This is a genomic window from Citrifermentans bremense (genome assembly GCF_014218275.1).
Taxonomy (GTDB): Bacteria; Desulfobacterota; Desulfuromonadia; order Geobacterales; family Geobacteraceae; genus Geomonas; species Geomonas pelophila.
On record NZ_AP023213.1, the window covers coordinates 572,486 to 591,629 of the forward strand.

The window sequence follows — 19,144 nt, forward strand, 5'->3', positions numbered from 1 at the left end:
TCGCTGGGCCACAACCACTTGGAAAGGAGTCACCTCATGCAGCTTCGACCCCTGCGTCACCTTGCCCTTTGCTCCGCACTGTGCCTGATCAGCGCCTGCGCCTCGGCGCCTGCGCCGGTAAAAAGCGCCGACACCTATTTCAAGGAAGGCGAGGCCGCTTTCGCCAAGCGCAACTACAACGAGGCGATCGAGAGCTGGAAGAAAGTGAAGGAAAGCGACACCGCCCCGGCTCTGACCAGCCAGGCCGAGCTGAAGATCGCGGACGCCCATTTCGAGAACAAGGCCTACATCGAGGCTGCGGCAGCCTATGAAGACTTCCGCAAGCTGCACCCGACCCACCCCCAGGCCCCTTACGCGCTTTACCGGCTGGCCTTGAGCCACTACCAGCAGATCGCCGGGACAGACACCGATCAGACCCCGGTCAAGAACGCGGTGGCCACACTGGAGGCGTTCCTGGGGCAGTTCCCACGGTCGGAGTACGCCCCGGAGCTGTCCAAAAAGCTAGCCGACTGCCGCGACAAACAGCTGGCCTACGAGAACTACGTCGGCAACTTCTACCTGAGGACCGAGAAGTACCAGTCGGCGATTAAGAGGCTGAACGAGGCGCTGGTGCGCTTCCCTGGGCTGACCAGGCTGGACGACACGCTTTTCTACCTTGGGAAGGCATATCTGAAGGCGGGGGAGTTGCAGCAGGGTAAGGTCGCTTTGCAGAGGCTCGCCGCCGAGTATCCGGCAAGCCCCCGGAACAAGGAAGCCTCCCTGCTGTTGCAGAAAGGCTTCGCCGGCTACTCCTCGCAAGGGGCATAGCCTGGGAGGCGCCGCACCATAGCGGAGAATATCAGGCGCTGATGTGGCGCTGTCTGAACTGCGGCGTGCAGGCACTGCGCCCTTTCTTCTCGCGGTACATCCTCTGGTCGGCGACGCGCCAGGCGGCGGTCAGGTCCTCGCCGTTCAATGCCGTCGCCGCGCCTATCGAAAGGCTTAAAGGTAGCGGGAAGCCGTGGTGCTCCTTGTTGCTTAGCTGCAGTTGCTGCTGTAGCCGCTCCATCGCCTCGACCAGGGCTACCTCGTCCGTATTGGGGAGCAGCGCCGCAAACTCGTCGCCGCCGATGCGCGCCGCTACGTCCTCCCTCCTGAAAGCGTTCTTCAACACCTCAGCGGCATGTTTAAGCAGTTCGTCCCCCGCCGCGTGACCGAACCGGTCGTTGGCCTCCTTGAGGCCATCCACGTCCGCCATGACGATGCTGACCGGAAACTTGCGCCCCTTCTTCAGGCGCTCCAGTTCCTCGTCGAAGTAGGCGCGGTTGTAGATGCCGGTAAGCATGTCGTGGGTGCTCAGGTAGCGGAGCTTGTTCTCCGCGCGCTTTCTCTCAGAGATGTCGAGCAGCGCGCCGACGACGCCGCCGCTTGTGGAGCCGGAGTTGCTGAAGGAGGCGCTGTAGAAGATGACGTCGCGGCTTTCACCGTCGGCGCAGGTGATGGTTCCCTCGAAGCTGCGCGGGCCGCCGCCGTTTCCAGCGACCTCTTCCCCGCGGGTGTACAGGGCCGCCAGGTCCGGGGGGAGTATGTCGTAGATGCTCTTGTTGATGTTCTCGCCCCGCTTCATCCCGATCTGCTCCTCGAACGCCTTGTTGCAGCCGAGGTAGAGGCCGTTGGGGTCGTTGTAGAAGATGGGGGTCGGGAGCGTGTCGATGAGAACCTGGATGAAGGTGAGCTTATCCTTCAATTCCTGCTCGTGGCGACGGTTCTGTTCGCGCAGCGCCACATCTGCGATAGATCTTTGCACCGCCGGGATCAGGCCGCCCAGGTTCCCTTTGAGCAGGAAAGCGTCCGCACCGCAGCGGATAGCCTCGGCCGCGGCCTCTTCCCCGACCTTGCCCGAGATCATCAGGAAGGGGATGTCCGTGCCCTTCTCCTTGAGGATTTTCAGGGCCTGCAGCCCGCTGAAGCCGGGCATCACGTAGTCGCAGATGATGACGTCCCACTGGGGTCCATCCAGTGCCTCGCACATGGCCTGGGCGCTGTCGACGCGCCGGAACTGTACGTCGAACCCTCCCTGTTCCAGTCGGATCACGATGAGCTGCGCATCGTCGGGGGCGTCTTCCACCATCAGTACTCTGAGCAGTCTTCCCATGGAGTGCTTCTCCCTGAAACGCGATATCCCTACGCGGAACAATCAAGTGAGGAATTGTACTGTACTAATGTGTAAAGGCAAGCGACTGGTTTCATGCTCATCAATTGGACGCCCCTCGCGAAGCGGCTAAAGGGTTGAAGGACCCTTGGTTGTGTCCCAGTGGCTCGGTTGGGCGTTAGCTTTGACTAAACAACAAAATTTCTTATTGACGAAAGCTGGCGACGGCTGTTAACAGCAAGAGGCGTACCGCCCTGCCGCAAAAGTGGAGTTTGGCGGGGCCCATAGCTGGTGCAGAGCCCAAGGCCTGCGAGGAGTTCCGATGAGTGAGGAGCGTTTTTTCGCCACCACCGCAAAGGGGGTGGAAGAGGTGCTCGCCGCCGAGTTGACGCGGCTGGGCGCTAGCGAGGTCGCCGTGGACAGCGGCGGGGTCCGTTTCGGCGGGGGTATGGAAGCGGCGTATCGGGCCAACCTCTGGCTCAGGAGCGCGAGCCGGGTGCTGATGCCGCTGGGAGAGTTCCCCTGCGAGACCCCGGAGCAGCTCTACCGGGGTGTGAGTGGGCTCCCCTGGGTCAAGTATCTGACGCCGGCGATGACGCTTGCGGTCGATTGCAGCCTGAGGGATTCGGCCCTCACCCACTCAGGCTTCGTCGCCTTGAAGGCGAAGGATGCCATAGTGGACGTGCTGCGGGACCATTTCGGCAGCCGGCCCAACGTCGACACCAAGGACCCCGACCTGCGGGTGAACCTGAGGCTGTTCCGCAACCGCTGTACCGTGAGCCTCGACTGCTCTGGGACGCCGCTGGACCGGCGCGGTTACCGCCTGGACCGGCACGAGGCGCCGCTCAAGGAGAACCTGGCGGCAGCGCTCGTCGAGCTGTCCGGCTGGGACGGCACCACCCCGCTTATCGACCCCATGTGCGGCACCGGCACCATCGTCATCGAGGCGGCCATGAAGGCACTGCGCATCCCCCCGGGGCTGTCGCGCCAGGGGTTCGGTTTCCAGCGCTGGAGAGGGTTCGACAAAGCACTCTGGGAGCGCGTCGTCGCCGAGGCGCGCAACGGCATCCTCACCGACCTTCCCGCACCGGTGCAGGGGACGGACATCTCGCACTCGGCCGTCGGGATGGCCGCCCAGAACGCCAAGCGCGCCGGCGTCCTGGAGCAGATCACCCTGGGGCGGCAGCAGCTCTCGGAGCTCGCCCCTCCGCCCGGCCCGGGGGTGGTCATCCTCAACCCCCCTTATGGCAAGAGGCTCGGGGAGGAGGAGGCTCTCAGGCCGCTCTACAAGGAGATCGGGGACGTGTTGAAGCAGCGCTGCAAGGGGTATACGGCCTTTCTCTTCACCGGCAATCTGGAGCTCGCCAAGTCCGTGGGGCTGAAGGCCGCCAGGCGCATCGTGCTCTACAACGGGCCGATCGAGTGCAGGCTGCTCAAGTACGAGATGTATTAGGAAAAGCGGCGGGGATCATTATAAATTGAAGCTTGACACGTTAATCCTTTTACTATATGTTTTAATTTCGCTTTTCGGGCCTATAGCTCAGTTGGTTAGAGCTACCGGCTCATAACCGGTCGGTCCCAGGTTCGAGTCCTGGTGGGCCCACCACCTTACAATTAGGATGATGTAGGGATGCCCTTAAAGCACCTGGTCAGACGAAACAATACACCTAAAGTGGGGAGAAAGAGTGCACACCAAGCGGTTGCACTCTTTTTCTTTTGTGCGCGATGATTACTCCTAGAGTTTCAGATATATCCGGAATCACTGGCAAAATTGCCCCATCCCACCTCGCCGAGTCCTGGGACAACGTGGGGCTGCAGCTAGGGGACCCCTCAAGCCAGGTCTCGAGGATCATGGTGGCGCTCGATCCGGGACGCCCAGCAGTCGAGGCCGCGATCGAGGCCGGCTGCCAGCTCCTGATAACGCACCACCCCTTCATCTTCACCCCGCTCAAGAAGATCTCCACCGCGGACGAAACCGGCCGCCTCGCCATACTCGCCCTTAAGAACGACCTCTCCATCATCTCGCTGCACACCAACTTCGACATCGCCCAGGGTGGCGTGAACGACCTTCTGGCCGGGCTCATCGGTGTCCAGGAGGCGCAGCCGCTCAGGATCACCGGCGGCGAGGAGTACGTGAAGCTGGTCTTTTTCGCGCCGCACGGCTGCGAGGAGCAGCTTTTAGGAGCGCTTTCGCCGTTCATGCCCAATATCGGCAACTACCGCGACTGCTCCTACCAGGGGGAGGGGACCGGGAGGTTCACGGCACTTTCCGGGGCGCGACCCTTCGTGGGGGAGGTTGGGAAAAGCCATGCCGAGCCCGAGAGCCGGCTCGAGCTCCTGCTGGTCAAGGAGCGCGTAGCCCAGGCCGTCGCGGCGCTCAAGAGTGCGCATCCCTACGAGGAACCCGCCTACGATCTCTACCCGGTGCTGAACCGGGGCGAGAGCTACGGCCTGGGACGGATCGGGAGGCTGGCGGAGCCGATGCGCGCCGGCGACTATGCGCTCAGGGTTAAGGGATCCCTGGCTGCGACCGGGGTGCGCCTGGTGGGCGACCCGGCGCGGCAGGTGAAGAAGGTCGCCCTTTGCGGCGGCTCCGGCGTATCGCTCATGCACGAAGCGCAGCGCAAGGGGGCCGACATCCTGGTCACCGCAGATGTGAAGTATCACGAGGCACGCGAGGCGGAAGCGCTGGGGCTCGCGCTGCTAGACGCCGGTCATTTTTCCACAGAGTTTCCCATGGTTCACGGCCTGGCCGGGCAGCTCAAAGCCGCCTTGCAGGCAAAGCGGTTCGAAACAGAAGTTTTGGAGTACCAAGGAGAGCGCGAACCTTTCAGTTTCTGGTAGGTTCGCGCTCTTTGTGCACATAAAACAGGGAGTTGGGGAGGCAGATTTTGCGTAACAGTCTGAAGTCGTTATACGAATTGCAGGAAATCGACCTGAGGATCGACGGTCTGGACAGCGAGAAAGCACAGCTTCTGAGCGAGGCTCAGGCACTCGAGGCGAAGCTTGCCGACGCGCGCGAGAAGATCGCGGCGAGGCGCGAGGAGGCGCGTACCCTGGAAGAGGAGAAGGGCGCGCTGGAGGCGAACCTGAAGTCGGAAGGTGAGAACATCACCAGGTCCGAGGCGCACCTCAAGGAGATCAAGACCCAGAAGGAGTACCAGGCGGTCTCCAAGGAAATCTCCACCGCGAAGAAGCTGATCGCCGAGCTGGAGGACCAGATCCTGCAGAAGATAAATGCGATCGAAGAAATCAACGTCGACGTGGCCAAGAAGGAGGCCGACCTGGCCGAACTCGAGGGGAACGTGGCCACCCAGAAAGGGGAAGTGGAAGCCAAGGTGCAGAGCCTCGACTCCGGCATCGCCGTCGATGTCGCCACCCGCGAGCAGACCGTGAAGGGGCTCCCCGCCTCGGTGATGAAGCGCTACAGCAGGCTGCGGGACCAGCGCCGCGGCGTGGCCGTGGTCGAGGCCAAGGAAGGTAACTGCATGGGGTGCAACATGCACCTGCCGCCGCAGCTCTACAACACCCTGTTCCGCGCCGACGATGTGATCACCTGCCCGCACTGCCAGCGCATCCTGGTCATGAAGCAGGAAGTGGAAGGATAGAAGAGGCAGATTAAGACTAAGATCAAGATTAAGTCTCCAGCTGCGCTTTGTCTTAATCTTGATCTTTATCTTAAGCTGCCGTTAAGTTTTGGCCGAAGCAGACCAGATGGCCGCCGCCCGCCGTAGCCTTGTGCGAAGGTGGGGGGAGGAAAGTCCGGGCTCCACAGGGCATGGTGCTGGATAACGTCCAGCGAGGGTGACCTCAGGGAAAGTGCCACAGAGAGAAGTCCGCCGTCCAAAACTGAAGCCAAAGGGGCTAGCCCCCCGAAGCTTCAGCGAAGGGGGGTAAGGGTGAAAGGGTGAGGTAAGAGCTCACCGGGTTCGGCGGCGACGCCGGATGCCAGGTAAACCCCACCAGGAGCAAGACCAAATAGGGAAGCGTCAAGGACGGCCCGTCCGTGCTTCCGGGTTGGTTGCTTGAGGGCGTCGGTAACGGCGCTCCTAGATGAATGACCATCGCCCGCCTCCGGGTAACCGGCTGCGGGAACAGAACCCGGCTTACGGGCTGCTTCGGCCAATTTTTTTAAACCGTTCAGAGTTCAAAGTTCAACGTTCGCCCCCGCTCTCCTCTTCTGCCGTCTACTCGGAGACTGGGGGCGTACCTGTACCGACCAAGAGGGGGGCGAACCCTCCAACGCAGAATTTTGAACTTTGAAACCTTGAACTGACTTAACGAACGGCCCTTCGGGCGAGAGCTCGAACGGCTTTTTTTCGTCCGCCAGGACGCACGAGGGCAGGGTACCGATGGAGTGGGAGAGGGAGTGGGTGAAGGCGGTAGCCGCGGTGGACGCGGTTTTCCAGGCCCTCCCTCAGGAAAAAGCGCACCGGCTGCACGAACTCTCACGTGCTATGGTCGCGCTCAAGGAGAGGATGCAGCGCCTGGTGGAACAGGTCGAAGCAGCCGAGTCGTGCGCCGGTTGCGGCGGGGCCTGCTGCGTCTGCGGCAAGTACCATTTCAGCGCGGCCGACCTCCTGGCGTACCGGGCGACCGGGGAACCGCTTTTCTCCCCACGGTTCGACAACGGCCTCTGTCCTTACCTGGGGGAGCCTGGCTGCCTCATTCCGCCCGGTTACCGCCCTTTCAACTGCATCACCTTCAATTGCGAGCTGATCGAGGACCGGCTGGCGCACAGCGATGTCTCCCGCTTCTACCTCATGGAGCGCGAGCTCAAGGGGCTCTACGCCGAGATCCGGTCGCTTTTCCCCGGCGGCGCGATGGACGGGCCTTTGCTGAGGCACGCCGTCCCGGCCCCTTAACTCCGTAGCACTACCGTTGTCTGATCGGAGGATACTACTGATGGCTACCGTAAATGACCTGGTGCTGGTCCATATCGACAACAAACCTGCTTTTTACGCGAGAATCGAGGACATCTCCCCGGACGTGAAGCCGGGTTGGTGGAAGGTGCAGCTGCTGGTGCTCACCGTGCCGCTGCAGGTGTACACCTGGATACTGGACGAAAGCCAGGTGAACGGTGCCCCCTTCACCATGGCCGGCACCCCGATCCTACTGGAAAAGGTGGTATCCCCGGAACCGCCTCCGAAGCCTCTTGCCTCCGTCGGCAAGGAGGGTAACGGCGCAAGCAAGGAAGCTCCGCGCAAGGGGGGTAACGTGGTCTCCCTGTTCGACAGGAAAAAGTAAGCAAAATATCTCCCCATACCAGGGCGGAGGGGCCCCTCCCTCCGCCTTTTTCGCGCTCTAACCCCGGCCCGCAGGTTCCAGTTCGCCGGCGCCGCACCCCGTTCTGCCACTTCTTGCCACTTCCCCGCCCCGACGCCGATAAATCCCCGTAAAACCTCCAAAAAATTCCCTATTTGGCGCTAATTTTGCCTTGACAACATGACTCCCCTACCGTATAGTTCGTGCACGAAAGTGGTATATTGTGGTATAAAGTGGCAACCGATGCCGGGGAAATCATGTTCAGAGGGAAATTCGATACGACGATCGACGCCAAAGGGCGCACCAGCATCCCTGCGAAATTCCGCGAGGTTTTGCTGGACACCTTTGGAGACGAGCGTTTTTTCCTCACCAAGTCGAGCCCGGTGCGGCTGGACGGGGAACAGGTCTGCTACGGCCTGGTGATCTACCCTTATCACGAGTTCCTGGCGCTCGAGGAGAAGCTCAAAGACGGCACGGCTTTGGGGCTCACGGTGAACCAGTTGGCCGCGGTACGGCGCACCATCCTTGTCCCCGCCGTCGAGTGCGTTGCGGACAAGCTGGGGCGCGTGCTGGTTCCCAACGACCTCAGAAAGACGGCGCAGCTCGAGCGCGAGATCCACTTCGTTGGGATGCAGAACAAGGTCGACATCTACAGCCAGGCGGTCTGGGCCCGGGTCTGCGAGCAGGACGAGCAGAATTTCCCCGTGGATTCCGCAGCCCTCGCCGGGCTCGGTCTCTAGATGGAAGACTTTCATCACATATCGGTTTTGCCGGACGAGGTCCTGCAGGCGCTCTCGCCGAGGTCGGGCGGGGTGTACGTGGACGGCACCCTGGGAGGGGCGGGGCACGCGGGGCTCATCCTCACGGCTAGCTCCCCGGACGGCCTCTTGATCGGCTTCGACCGGGACGAGGAAGCCATCGCGGTGGCGAGAAAGCGGCTCTCCGTTTTCGGTGACCGGGTCCGGATCTTCCACCGGAACTTCGCCGGGATCGCCGCTGCGCTGGCGGAAATAGGGGTGGAAGGGATCGACGGGTTCGTGCTGGACCTGGGTGTGTCGAGCCACCAGCTGGACCGCGAGGAGCGGGGCTTCAGCTTCATGCACGACGCGCCGCTCGACATGCGCATGGACCGCAGTTCCGGCCAGAGCGCGGCCGACCTGGTGAACACCCTCCCCGAATCGGAGCTTTACCGGATCATCTCCGAGTACGGCGAGGAGCGCTGGGCCAAACGGGTGGCTTCCTTCATCGTCAAGGCCAGGGACGAGCGTCCCATCGAGACCACGCTGGAGCTGGTGGACGTGATCAAGGGGTCGATCCCCAAGGCGAAGTGGGAGGAGCGGCTCCACCCCGCCACCCGGACCTTCCAGGCGCTGAGGATCGCGGTAAACGAGGAATTGAAGAGCCTGGAAGAAGGGCTTAAGGGCCTGCTCTCACTGCTGAAGCCGGGGGGACGCGGCGCGGTGATCTCCTTCCACTCGCTGGAAGACCGCATCGTGAAGGAGAGCTTTCGAACCGCGGCGACCGGCTGCACCTGCCCGAAGGAGCTTCCCGTCTGCATCTGCGGGCGCGTTCCGAGGTTCAAGCTGGTGACCAGGAAGCCGATTACGGCCGGCGAGGCCGAAGTGGCAGCGAATCCGCGCTCCAGGAGCGCGAAGCTGCGGGTAGTGGAAAAGATTTAGAGAGGTAGCATCATGTCGCAAAGCAAAGTCGCCTACGGCAAGGTCGCCGCACCGGCAAGACCGGGCGCGGTCGCGAGGGAGAGCTGGGTCAGCTTTCCCTATCTCACGGGAGTGATGGTGCTCCTGACGCTGGTCTCGATCTTTCACGTCTGGTCCCGGGTCGAGGTGATCGACATGAACCTGAAGATCGGGGAGGCATCGAAGCAGCTGAAGGAACAGCAGCAGGAAAACAAGCGCCTCCGGGTCGAAGTCGCCTCGCTTAAGGCGCCGGCCAGGATCGAGGCGCTGGCCAAGGGCGAGCTCGGCATGGCGCTTCCCTCCGATCAGCAGGTGGTCCTGGTCAAGTGATCGAGAAACGGGAGAAATGGGCCAGAGTCCGGATGCGTTTTGTGGCCCTCTTGTTCGCGATCGTCTTCGTGGCCACCACCGGCCGCGCCTTTTACCTGCAGGTGCTCAACAACGACCGGCTGGTGAAACTCGCGGAGAAACAGCATCAAAGGATCGTGGCGCTGACCCCGGCCCGCGGCACCATCTACGACAGGACCAACGCACCGTTCGCCGTCTCCATCGAGATGGATTCCTGCTACGCCGAGACGCGCAACATGGACAACATCCCGCAGGAGGCGGCGCAGCTTGCGCCTCTTTTGGGTTACAGCGTGCAGGAACTGGAGGCGAAGCTCAAAGGGGCCAAAAACTTCGTCTGGCTCGCGCGCCGCATCCCGCCTGAGCAGGCCCAGAAGGTGAAAGCGCTGGGGCTCGAGGGGGTCGGCTTCGTAAAAGAAAGCAAACGCTTCTACCCCAATTCTCAGGTGGCAGCTCACGTGGTAGGCTTCACCGGTGTCGATCCGGGCGGCCTGGAGGGGGTGGAGAAGAAGTACGACGCCACCATCCTCGGCAACACGGGCTTCCTGGTGACCGAGCGCGACGCGCTCGGGCGCGACATCGCCCTGAAAGAGGGGAGCGAGGGGAAAAGCGGTTCTAAGGGAAACAACGTCGTTCTCACCCTGGACAAGAACGTTCAGTACATTGCGGAGAAGGAGCTGACCAACGCGGTGGTGAAAAACGGCGCCAAGGCCGGCATCGCCATCGTGATGGAGCCCGACACCGGGCGGGTCCTGGCCCTGGCCAACTACCCCTCCTTCAACCCGAACAGCTTTGCCGACTACGGGCAGGCGGCGCTTAGAAACCGCGCCATCGCCGACAGCTTCGAGCCCGGCTCCACCTTCAAGATCTTCCTGGTAGCCTCGGCGCTTGAGGCGGGGGTGATCAGATCCGGCGACATGTTCAACTGCGAAAACGGCAGTTACCGCATGTACGGCAGGACCATTCACGACACGCACAAGTACGGGGCGCTCAGCGTACCGCAGATACTCAAGTACTCCAGCAACATCGGTGCCGCCAAGATCGGCAGCAGGCTGGGACCAGAAAGGCTCTACGCCGCTCTCACCGGATTTGGCTTCGGCGAGAAAAGCAGCATAGATCTCCCGGGAGAGGCGTCCGGGATGTTGCGGCCGCAGTCCAAGTGGTACGGCATCGACCTCGCCACCATCTCTTTCGGCCAGGGTGTGACCGCCACGGCACTGCAGATCACCAACGCGGTGTCGGTTGTAGCCAACGGCGGCAACCTGATGAAGCCGTACCTGGTGGACCGGATCGTGGACGACAACGGCGTGGTGCTGCAGCAGTTCGCTCCCCAGGTGAAAAGGCGCATCATCTCGCCGGAGACGGCGAAGTCCGTGGCCCGCATGCTGGAGGGGGTCGTTGTGGAAGGGGGGACCGGCACCGGCGCCGCGGTCGAAGGGTACCGGGTCGCGGGGAAGACCGGCACCGCCCAGAAAGTCGAGGGTCGCGGATACTCGGCCAGCAAGCGCACCGCCTCCTTCGTCGGTTTCGTCCCGTTGGAAAAGCCCAGGCTCGCCATCATGGTAGTTGTCGACGAGCCGACCACCAGTTCCTACGGCGGCGTGGTCGCAGCCCCGGCCTTCAGTGCCATAGCGCAGCAGACTCTCTGTTACCTGAACGTCCCGCCGGACAAGAGCCTACTTGCCAGGAAGAAGGGGGCGGCACCCGAGAAAGTCGCGCCCAAGCCGGAGCCGGCCGCCGAGGGGGGGAGCGTCGAAGGTGGGAGCGTCGAAGGTGGGAGCGTGCAAGGTCTGGAAGCCGGCGCCATGCCGAACTTCCGGGGGATGAGCATGCGGCAAGTGCTCAAGGTGATGGAAAAGCGCGGTCTCAACGTCAAGCTGCAGGGAAGCGGCAGGGCCGTCGAACAGAACCCGGCGCCGGGAAGCCGCATCACCACGCAGGACCAGGTCTGGGTCAGGTTCGTCCCTTCGGCCTGAAAATGGGGGTAGCATGAAACTCGCACAACTTCTGGAATGTCTCGCCGCCTCCGAGGTCTCGGGAGACGCAGGGGTAGAGATAAAGTCGCTTTGCTACGACTCGCGAAAGGTCGCGCCCGGAGCACTCTTCTTCGCCTTGCGCGGAGTGAAGAGCGACGGGACCGAATTCGTGGAAGCCGCTGTAAAGGGGGGGGCGGTCGCAATCGTTGCGGACCGCCCCTGCGCTTGTGCCGGGGTAACGGTCGTGACCGTACCGGACGCAAGGCTTGCCATGAGCCTCATGGCCGCGGCATTCTACGGCACCCCCACCCGCGGCATCCCGGTGGTGGGGATCACCGGGACCAATGGCAAGACCACCACCACCTACCTGGTGGAGGGGATCATGGAAAAGGCCGGGGTGCCTGCCGCGGTGCTCGGGACCATCAGCTACCGCTTCGCGGCTACCGACATCCCCGCACCCAACACCACCCCCGAGTCGGTCGACCTGCAGCGCATCCTGAGGGAACTGGTCGACCTCGGCGCCCGCGGCGCGGTGATGGAGGTTTCCTCCCACTCCCTGGAGCAGCGCCGCGCAGACGGCTGCCTCTTCGACGTCGCCCTCTTCACCAACCTGACCCGCGATCACCTCGATTACCACCTCGACATGGAGTCCTACTTCAATAGCAAACTGAGGCTCTTCACCGACCTCCTGACCCCGAGCGCAGAGAAGCCGCTTCGGCGCGCCGTGGTGAACCTGGACGACCCCTTCGGCCCGCGCATCGCGGAACAGGCGAGCGCGCCGGTCCTGACCTACTCCCTGACGGGGAAAGCCGACATCCGCGTGGCCGAGACCGAGTTCTCCGTGGACGGCATCCGCTGCCGCATCGAAACGCCGGTAGGAGAGATCTCCCTTGCCTCCGAGCTTTTGGGGCGCTTCAACCTGTACAACATCCTGGCAGCCGTTGGTGCGGGCCTTGCCCTTGGCTACTCGAAGGAGGCGATCCGCGCCGGCATCGAGGGGCACAAGCGGGTTCCGGGCCGCCTGGAGCGGGTGGAAAGCGAAGAGGGGATCACGGTCCTCGTCGACTATGCCCACACCGGCGACGCTCTGGAGAACGTCCTCGCCACCATCTCCGAGCTGAAGACGGACCGCATCATAACCATCTTCGGCTGCGGCGGCGACCGCGACAAAGGGAAGCGCCCGGTGATGGGGGAGATCGCCGCCCGCTACAGCGACCTTGCCGTCATCACCTCGGACAACCCCCGTACCGAGGACCCGCAGGCGATCCTGGAGGACGTCCGGGCGGGCATTCTGCCGCTGGGGCTGCGCGAGTACAGCCTGGAGGAGCTCGCGGCGGGACTGCACGAAAAAGGTTTCGCCACCATCGAGTCGCGCCGCGCCGCAATCCGGGCCGCGCTTTTGGCCGCGCGCCCGGGCGACATCGTGCTTCTGGCCGGCAAGGGGCACGAGGACTACCAGATCGTCGGGACCGAGAAATTCCACTTCGACGACCGGGAAGAGGCTGCGGCTGCGCTGAAGCTGAGAGGACAGTAATTGGGGAAAATTAGGTTCCCTTTTCCGCATTTTTGCGGCAAATTACAATGTTTCGGTCCTGGACCGGGGCAGGTAAATCGGGCGCTTCGCGCGCCGGAAAACAAAAGGAAACCTGACGTAATATGGCGATGTTCACGCTTAAGGAAATAGCCGAGGCGACCGGCGGCAGGATGATCGGGGAGACAGGGGGCGAGGCCTCTGCTGTCAGCACCGATTCGCGCCAGGTGGCCCCGGGAGAGCTGTTCGTGGCACTTAGGGGCGAGCGGTTCGACGGTCACGACTTCATACTGAAGGCGGTCTCTAAAGGGATCACCATCTTCCTCGCCGAGGAGAGCTGGGCGGAAAAAAACGAGCTCCCGACAGGGGCCGGCGCCGTTCTGGTGCCTGACACGCTGCGCGCCCTGGGGGACCTGGCCGCCTACCACCGCCGCCGCTTCGACCTGAAGACCGTCTGCGTCACCGGCAGCAACGGCAAGACCACGACGAAAGAAATGCTGGCGACGATCCTGGCCCAGACGGGACCGGGGTTGAAGACCGAGGGGAACCTCAACAACCTGATCGGGCTGCCGCTCACCATCTTCAGGCTCACCGGCCGCGAGCGCTGGGCCGTCTTAGAGATCGGTATGAGCGAGTTCGGCGAGATCGACCGGCTGGCTGAGATTGCGGAGCCGCAGGTGGGGATCATCACCAACGCCTTTCCGGCGCACCTGGAGACCCTGGGGAGCGTGGAGGGTGTGGCGCGGGCCAAGGGGGAACTTTTCCTGCGCCTAAAGTCGGGCTCGGTCGCGGTCTACAACGTGGACGACCCCCTGGTCTCCGCCTGCCCGACCCATCTGAACGTGACCCGTCTCACCTTCGGCCTGCGGGGGGCCGAGGTCTCCTCCGCCTCCATCCAGAGCCTCGGCAAGAGGGGGGAGAGCTTCACCCTGAGGCTTCCTGACGGAGAGCAGCAGGTGACGCTGTCGGCCTACGGAAGGCACAACATCTACAATGCCCTGGCCGCAGCAGCCGCGGCGCACGCGCTCGGCGTCCCGGGCGAGCTGATCCGCCAGGGGCTGGAGGAGTTCTCTCCCTACGACAAGCGCTTCCAGCTGGAGGAGGTCGCTGGGGTGACCCTGATCGACGACAGCTACAACGCGAACCCGGCCTCCATGGCGGCTGCGCTCACCACCCTGAAGGAAATCGGTGGGGAGGGGCGCCTGGTCGCGGTTCTGGGCGACATGCTGGAGCTTGGACTCGGCACCGAGGAGGCGCACCGCGAACTGGGAAAACTGGCGGCAGCCCACGTCGACCGGCTCTACCTTTTGGGCAGCCTGGTACAGGAGACCGCCAAGGGCGCGCTCGAAGCGGGGCTTTCCCCCGCGGACGTCGTGCTGGGGGAAGACCACGACCAGCTGGCCGGGGAGCTTCTCTCCTTCATAAAGCCGGAAGACTGCATTCTCTTCAAGGGATCACGAGGCATGAAAATGGACAAGGTGGCTAAAGCGGTGCGGCAGGAACTGGCAGCCGCAGGAAAAGGGGGGCTTGACTGATGCTTTACCATCTCCTTTACCCGCTCGCCTCCGACTACAAGCTCTTCAACGTATTCAAGTACCTGACCTTCCGCACCATTTACGCCATGATCACGGCCCTGCTTCTGGCCTTCATCGTGGGGCCCTGGGTGGTGAGGAAGCTGGAGGCGCTGCAGGCGCGCCAGGTGATACGGACCGACGGTCCCGAATCGCACCTGAAAAAACAGGGGACCCCGACCATGGGAGGGGTGCTGATCCTTGTATGCATCGTGCTACCCACCCTTTTGTGGGCCGATTTGAAGAACGTCTTCATCTGGATCACCCTGCTCATCCTGGTCGGGTATGGTGTGCTCGGCTTCGTGGACGACTACAAGAAGGTGGTGGAGAAAAACCCCAAGGGGCTTTCGCCGCGCCAGAAGATGTTCTGGCAGGTGCTCCTCGCCGCCGGGGTCGGGATCTTCCTTTTCTACCTCCCGGGCTTTTCCACAGAACTTTACCTGCCGTTCTTCAAGAGGGTGCACCCCGAGCTGGGCATCCTCTTCATTCCGTTTGTGACCCTGGTGATCGTGGGTGCCAGCAACGCGGTGAACCTAACCGACGGCCTCGACGGCCTCGCCATAGGCCCCGTGGCCATCAACGCCGCCACCTACCTGCTCTTCTGCTACATAGCGGGTAACGCGAGGCTCTCCGGTTACCTGCAGATCCCCTACGTCCCCGGCGCGGGGGAGCTCGCCGTTCTCTGCGGCGCGATGGTGGGGGCGGGGCTTGGCTTCCTCTGGTACAACTCCTATCCCGCCGAGGTCTTCATGGGCGACGTCGGCTCCCTGTCCCTCGGGGGCGCGCTCGGGACCCTGGCGGTATTGACCAAGCAGGAAATTCTCCTGGTGATAGTGGGCGGCGTCTTCGTGGTGGAGGCGCTTTCGGTCATTTTCCAGGTCGGCTCCTACAAGTACCGCGGCAAGAGGATCTTCCGCATGGCCCCGATCCACCATCATTTCGAGCTGAAAGGGGTGGCGGAGCCGAAGATCATTGTGCGCTTCTGGATCATCACCATCATCCTGGCGTTGGTGGCGATCTCCACCCTGAAGATGCGCTAGAGAGAAAGGTCGTCATGGAATTAAAGGACAAGAAAATACTGGTGGTGGGACTGGCGAAGACCGGCGTGGCGGTGGCCCGCTTCCTGGCCCAGGCCGGAGCCCTGGTCACCGTTACCGACATGCGCGAGGAGGAGGCGCTCTCCGACGTCCTGGCCGAGCTCTCCGGCCTGGACATAACTTACGAGCTCGGGCGGCACGTCCCCTACAGCTTCCTAATGGCGGACCTGATCGTGGTCTCCCCCGGTGTCCCCATGGACATAAAGCCCCTGGAGATGGCGCGCTCCCAGAAGCGGCGCGTGGTCAGCGAGGTGGAGCTTGCCTCCTGGTTCATCAAGGCCCCCATGGTCGCGATCACCGGGACCAACGGCAAGACCACGACGACGACCTTGACCGGCGAGGTCTTCAAAGCCTGCGGCTTCGAGACCTTCGTTGGCGGCAACATCGGCAACCCGCTGATCGAGCTGGCCGAAAGCGGTCAGCAGGTGGAGCGGGTAGTGGTGGAGCTCTCTTCCTTCCAGCTGGAAGGGGTGGAAAGCTTCCGGCCGGAGGTAGCGGTACTCTTGAACATCACCGAGGACCACCTGGACCGCTACCACAGCTTCCAGGAGTACATCGACGCGAAGCTCCGCATCTTCGAAAATCAGACCTCCGACGACTTCGCCGTGTTGAACATCGACGACCCGCTGGTAGCCGCCTGTGCCTCGAAGCTCAAGGCGCAGTTCTTCCCCATGAGCCGTGAGCACGAGCTGGAGGAGGGGATCAGCTACCGCGACGGTTTCATCACCTTCTCCCACAAGGGGAAAGTGCTCCGCTTCGGCACCGAGGGTTTCAAGCTGAAAGGCGTGCACAACCTGGATAACATCATGGCGAGCCTCGCGGCGACGCTTCTCATGCGCTGCGACGGCGACTGCGCCTACCAGGCGGTGAAGAACTTCAAGGGGCTCCCGCACCGGATGGAACTGGTGGAGGAGATCGACGGCGTCGCCTACTACGAGGACAGCAAGGGGACCAACGTCGGGAGCGTGGTGAAGTCCCTGGAGAGCTTCGAGTCTGGCATCACCCTGATCGCCGGCGGCAAGGACAAGGGAGGCTCCTATGAGCCGCTCGCCCCCCTGGTCGAGAGCCGGGTGAGCCACCTGGTGCTGATCGGCGAGGCGAAGGCCCGCATGAACGAGGCGCTCGGCGCGCTTACCGATACCCATCTCGCCCAGACCCTTGAGGAGGCGGTGGAGATAGCCAGAAGGCTCACCAAGCCGGGCGGCGTTGTCCTCTTCTCGCCGGCCTGTTCCAGCTTCGACATGTTCAAGAACTACGAGGAGCGCGCCGAGCGCTTCAAGGCCGCGGTGCGCGCCGGCAAGAAGGGGGAGGCGTGAGGAAACTGGAGGGGTACGACATGATCGTGCTGCTGATGGCCGTGATCCTCACCTGTTTCGGTGTGGTCATGGTCTATTCGGCGTCCTCCGTGATGGCGGCAAAGAAGTTCCACGACGGTTTCTTCTTCCTGAAGCGCCAGTCCCTCTACGCGCTGATGGGGTTTGCCGGGATGGCGGTGGCGATGCACGTCGACTACCACCTCTGGAAGAAATGGGCCGTTCCGCTTTTTTTAGGCTGTTTCTTCCTGCTGCTTTTAGTGTTCGTTCCCGGCATCGGCGGGACAGCTAAGGGCGCTTCGCGTTGGATCAGGCTCCCCTTCTTCAACTTCCAGCCCTCCGAACTCGCCAAGGTGGCGCTCATCATCTACATGGCCTACTCGCTGGAGAAGCGGCAGGACAAGCTGAAGCAGTTTCTGTCCGGCTTTCTCCCCTACATGCTGATACTAGGTGTCTTCATCGCGGTCCTTTTGGCGCAGCACGACATGGGGGCGGCACTCACCATGTTCGCCGTCGCCATCGTGATGCTCTTCGCCGCCGGCACCCGGGTGCAGTACATCCTGGGGATGGGGCTCATAGCGCTTCCCGGCATCGTCTACCTGGTGGTGACGAAGGCCTACCGCATGCGCCGCATCACCGCCTTCCTCGACCCCTGGCAGGACCCGACCGACACCGGCTTCCAGATCATCCAATCCTGGCTGGCGCTTGGGACTGGCGGCTTCTTCGGCCAGGGGCTGGGCGAAGGGAAGCAGAAGCTCTTCTACCTTCCCGAGGCGCACACCGACTTCATCCTCTCGGTGCTGGGGGAGGAGATGGGGTTCATCGGCGTGGTCGTCATCGCCTGCATGTTCCTGGTGCTGGTGCAACGGAGCATCCGGGTGGCCATCGCGGCCGAGGACAGCTTCGGGCGCTTCCTCGCCTTCGGCATAGCGGTGCTGCTGGGGCTTGAGGCGTTCATCAACATGGCTGTCGTGACCGGGATGCTCCCCACCAAGGGGATAGCGCTTCCCTTCTTGAGCTACGGCGGCTCGTCGCTCATCATCTCGCTGACCGCAGTGGGGGTCCTTCTGAACGTATCGACCAGAATGAGGGGGAACCCGGCATGAGGCTCATTATCGCAGGTGGAGGGACCGGGGGGCATCTCTTCCCGGGGATAGCGGTCGCCGACGAATTCCTGGCGCGCAGCCCCGAGAACGAGGTCCTCTTCGTCGGCACCGAGCGCGGCATCGAGGCGCGCCTGCTCCCGAAGCTCGGCTACAAGCTCGCCCTCATCTCGGCAAGCGGCATGAAGGGTATGGGGACGGTGAAGAAGATCATGAGCGCGGGGCGCCTGCTTTACGGCTACTCCCAGTCGCGAAAGATCCTGAAGGAGTTTCGCCCCGACTTCGTGCTGGGGGTCGGCGGCTACGCCTCGGCGCCCATAGTCCTCGCCGCGCGAGGCATGGGGATCAGGCGTTTCATTCATGAACAAAACGCGCTCCCCGGCCTCACCAACAAGGTGCTGGGGCGCTTCGTGGACGGCGTCTTCATCTCCATGCCCGAATCCGAGAGCTTCTTTCCCAAGGAGAGCACCCAGATGACGGGGAACCCCATCCGGAAGGAGATCCTGTGGGGATTTCAGGAGCGGGTGAGAAGCGTCGGCGACACCTTCAGCATCCTCGTCTTCGGGGGGAGCGCCGGCGCCCAGCGGGTCAACAGCGCGCTTCTGGAGGCGCTGCCGCACCTGGCGGGGGTGAAGGGGAAACTCCGGATCACCCATCAGACCGGCGAGAAGGACGCGGCCCGGGTGCGGGCGGGGTACCAGGCCCAGGGGGTCCAGGCCCAGGTGCTCAGCTTCATCGACGACATGTCCGCGGCCTACGGCGCTGCCGACCTGGTGATCTGCAGGGCCGGCGCCACGACCATCGCCGAGATCACCGCCTGCGGTAAGGGGTGCATCTTCATACCGTTCCCTTACGCGGCCGACGACCACCAGAGGAGGAACGCGGAGTCGCTGGTGCACAAAAACGCCGGGGTGATGATCCTGGAAGAGGATCTCACCGGGGAGCGGCTGGCCGAGAAGATCCTCGAACTCATGGAGCATCCGGCCCTGCTTGCCGATATGGAGAAAAACGCCAGGGCTTTGGCCCAGCTAGACGCAGCGCAAGCCATAGTCGCGGCAATGGTGACGGGAAGCAGAGACTAAGGCTGAGACTGAGACTAATAAGTTAGCGACCGA

17 protein-coding genes, 1 tRNA gene and 1 other RNA gene are annotated in these 19,144 nt (G+C 62.9%); 18 read left to right on the forward strand and 1 reads right to left on the reverse strand.

Annotated elements, in window-relative coordinates; all coding sequences use genetic code 11:
• Positions 1-36 precede the first annotated feature (36 nt).
• Entirely contained in the window at positions 37-807 is a 771-nt protein-coding gene (locus GEOBRER4_RS02395; RefSeq protein WP_185244082.1) for an outer membrane protein assembly factor BamD, read from the forward strand.
• Between the two features lie 31 nt (positions 808-838).
• Here GEOBRER4_RS02395 and GEOBRER4_RS02400 read toward each other — a convergent pair whose 3' ends face one another.
• Complete coding sequence (locus GEOBRER4_RS02400) at positions 839-2,134, reverse strand: GGDEF domain-containing response regulator (RefSeq protein WP_185244083.1); 1,296 nt, start codon at positions 2,132-2,134, stop codon at positions 839-841.
• Positions 2,135-2,453: 319 nt separating this feature from the next.
• On the opposite strand from GEOBRER4_RS02400, the gene GEOBRER4_RS02405 reads away from it, so the two are divergent.
• The 17 genes from GEOBRER4_RS02405 (at position 2,454) to murG (ending at position 19,111) form a co-directional block, all read left to right on the forward strand.
• A complete protein-coding gene (locus GEOBRER4_RS02405) occupies positions 2,454-3,584 on the forward strand; it encodes a THUMP domain-containing class I SAM-dependent RNA methyltransferase (protein ID WP_185244084.1) in 1,131 nt (376 codons plus the stop codon).
• A gap of 76 nt (positions 3,585-3,660) precedes the next feature.
• Positions 3,661-3,737: transfer RNA gene (locus tag GEOBRER4_RS02410), tRNA-Ile, on the forward strand.
• A 119-nt stretch (positions 3,738-3,856) separates the two neighbouring features.
• Positions 3,857-4,975, forward strand: a complete 1,119-nt coding sequence (locus GEOBRER4_RS02415) for a Nif3-like dinuclear metal center hexameric protein (RefSeq protein WP_185244085.1) — start codon at positions 3,857-3,859, stop codon at positions 4,973-4,975.
• Between the two features lie 47 nt (positions 4,976-5,022).
• Positions 5,023-5,739, forward strand: coding sequence for a zinc ribbon domain-containing protein (locus GEOBRER4_RS02420; protein ID WP_185244086.1), 717 nt, complete (start codon positions 5,023-5,025; stop codon positions 5,737-5,739).
• A 94-nt stretch (positions 5,740-5,833) separates the two neighbouring features.
• Positions 5,834-6,255, forward strand: an RNA gene (gene rnpB / locus GEOBRER4_RS02425) — RNase P RNA component class A.
• Positions 6,256-6,483: 228 nt separating this feature from the next.
• Positions 6,484-6,996, forward strand: coding sequence for a hypothetical protein (locus GEOBRER4_RS02430; protein ID WP_185244087.1), 513 nt, complete (start codon positions 6,484-6,486; stop codon positions 6,994-6,996).
• A gap of 40 nt (positions 6,997-7,036) precedes the next feature.
• The gene (locus GEOBRER4_RS02435) at positions 7,037-7,378 is read left to right on the forward strand and encodes a hypothetical protein (RefSeq protein ID WP_085814026.1); all 342 of its coding nucleotides are present in this window, start codon (positions 7,037-7,039) and stop codon (positions 7,376-7,378) included.
• Between the two features lie 275 nt (positions 7,379-7,653).
• Positions 7,654-8,136, forward strand: a complete 483-nt coding sequence (gene mraZ / locus GEOBRER4_RS02440) for a division/cell wall cluster transcriptional repressor MraZ (protein WP_085814025.1) — start codon at positions 7,654-7,656, stop codon at positions 8,134-8,136.
• Positions 8,137-9,075: a 16S rRNA (cytosine(1402)-N(4))-methyltransferase RsmH gene (gene rsmH, locus GEOBRER4_RS02445; protein ID WP_185244088.1), complete on the forward strand. Its 939-nt coding sequence runs from the start codon at positions 8,137-8,139 to the stop codon at positions 9,073-9,075.
• Positions 9,076-9,087: 12 nt separating this feature from the next.
• Positions 9,088-9,423 (forward strand): cell division protein FtsL, encoded by a 336-nt coding sequence (ftsL, locus tag GEOBRER4_RS02450; protein ID WP_085814023.1) that lies wholly within the window; start codon positions 9,088-9,090, stop codon positions 9,421-9,423.
• Positions 9,420-11,414 carry a penicillin-binding protein gene (locus tag GEOBRER4_RS02455; RefSeq protein ID WP_185244089.1) on the forward strand — a complete coding sequence of 665 codons (1,995 nt, stop codon included), beginning with the start codon at positions 9,420-9,422 and terminating at the stop codon, positions 11,412-11,414. The genes ftsL and GEOBRER4_RS02455 overlap by 4 nt, the downstream gene beginning before the upstream one ends.
• Positions 11,415-11,427: 13 nt before the next feature.
• A complete protein-coding gene (locus GEOBRER4_RS02460; protein ID WP_185244090.1) occupies positions 11,428-12,948 on the forward strand; it encodes a UDP-N-acetylmuramoyl-L-alanyl-D-glutamate--2,6-diaminopimelate ligase in 1,521 nt (506 codons plus the stop codon).
• Between the two features lie 122 nt (positions 12,949-13,070).
• Positions 13,071-14,480, forward strand: a complete 1,410-nt coding sequence (locus tag GEOBRER4_RS02465; protein WP_226377867.1) for a UDP-N-acetylmuramoyl-tripeptide--D-alanyl-D-alanine ligase — start codon at positions 13,071-13,073, stop codon at positions 14,478-14,480.
• The gene (gene mraY / locus GEOBRER4_RS02470; RefSeq protein ID WP_085814020.1) at positions 14,480-15,556 is read left to right on the forward strand and encodes a phospho-N-acetylmuramoyl-pentapeptide-transferase; all 1,077 of its coding nucleotides are present in this window, start codon (positions 14,480-14,482) and stop codon (positions 15,554-15,556) included. Before GEOBRER4_RS02465 ends, mraY begins: the two co-directional genes overlap by 1 nt.
• 14 nt (positions 15,557-15,570) lie before the next feature.
• Positions 15,571-16,929 (forward strand): UDP-N-acetylmuramoyl-L-alanine--D-glutamate ligase, encoded by a 1,359-nt coding sequence (murD, locus tag GEOBRER4_RS02475; RefSeq protein ID WP_185244091.1) that lies wholly within the window; start codon positions 15,571-15,573, stop codon positions 16,927-16,929.
• 20 nt (positions 16,930-16,949) lie between these two features.
• On the forward strand, positions 16,950-18,032 hold the full coding sequence (gene ftsW / locus GEOBRER4_RS02480) for a putative lipid II flippase FtsW (protein WP_162843146.1): 1,083 nt from the start codon (positions 16,950-16,952) through the stop codon (positions 18,030-18,032).
• Positions 18,029-19,111 carry an undecaprenyldiphospho-muramoylpentapeptide beta-N-acetylglucosaminyltransferase gene (gene murG / locus GEOBRER4_RS02485; protein WP_185244092.1) on the forward strand — a complete coding sequence of 361 codons (1,083 nt, stop codon included), beginning with the start codon at positions 18,029-18,031 and terminating at the stop codon, positions 19,109-19,111. Before ftsW ends, murG begins: the two co-directional genes overlap by 4 nt.
• Positions 19,112-19,144 lie beyond the last annotated feature (33 nt).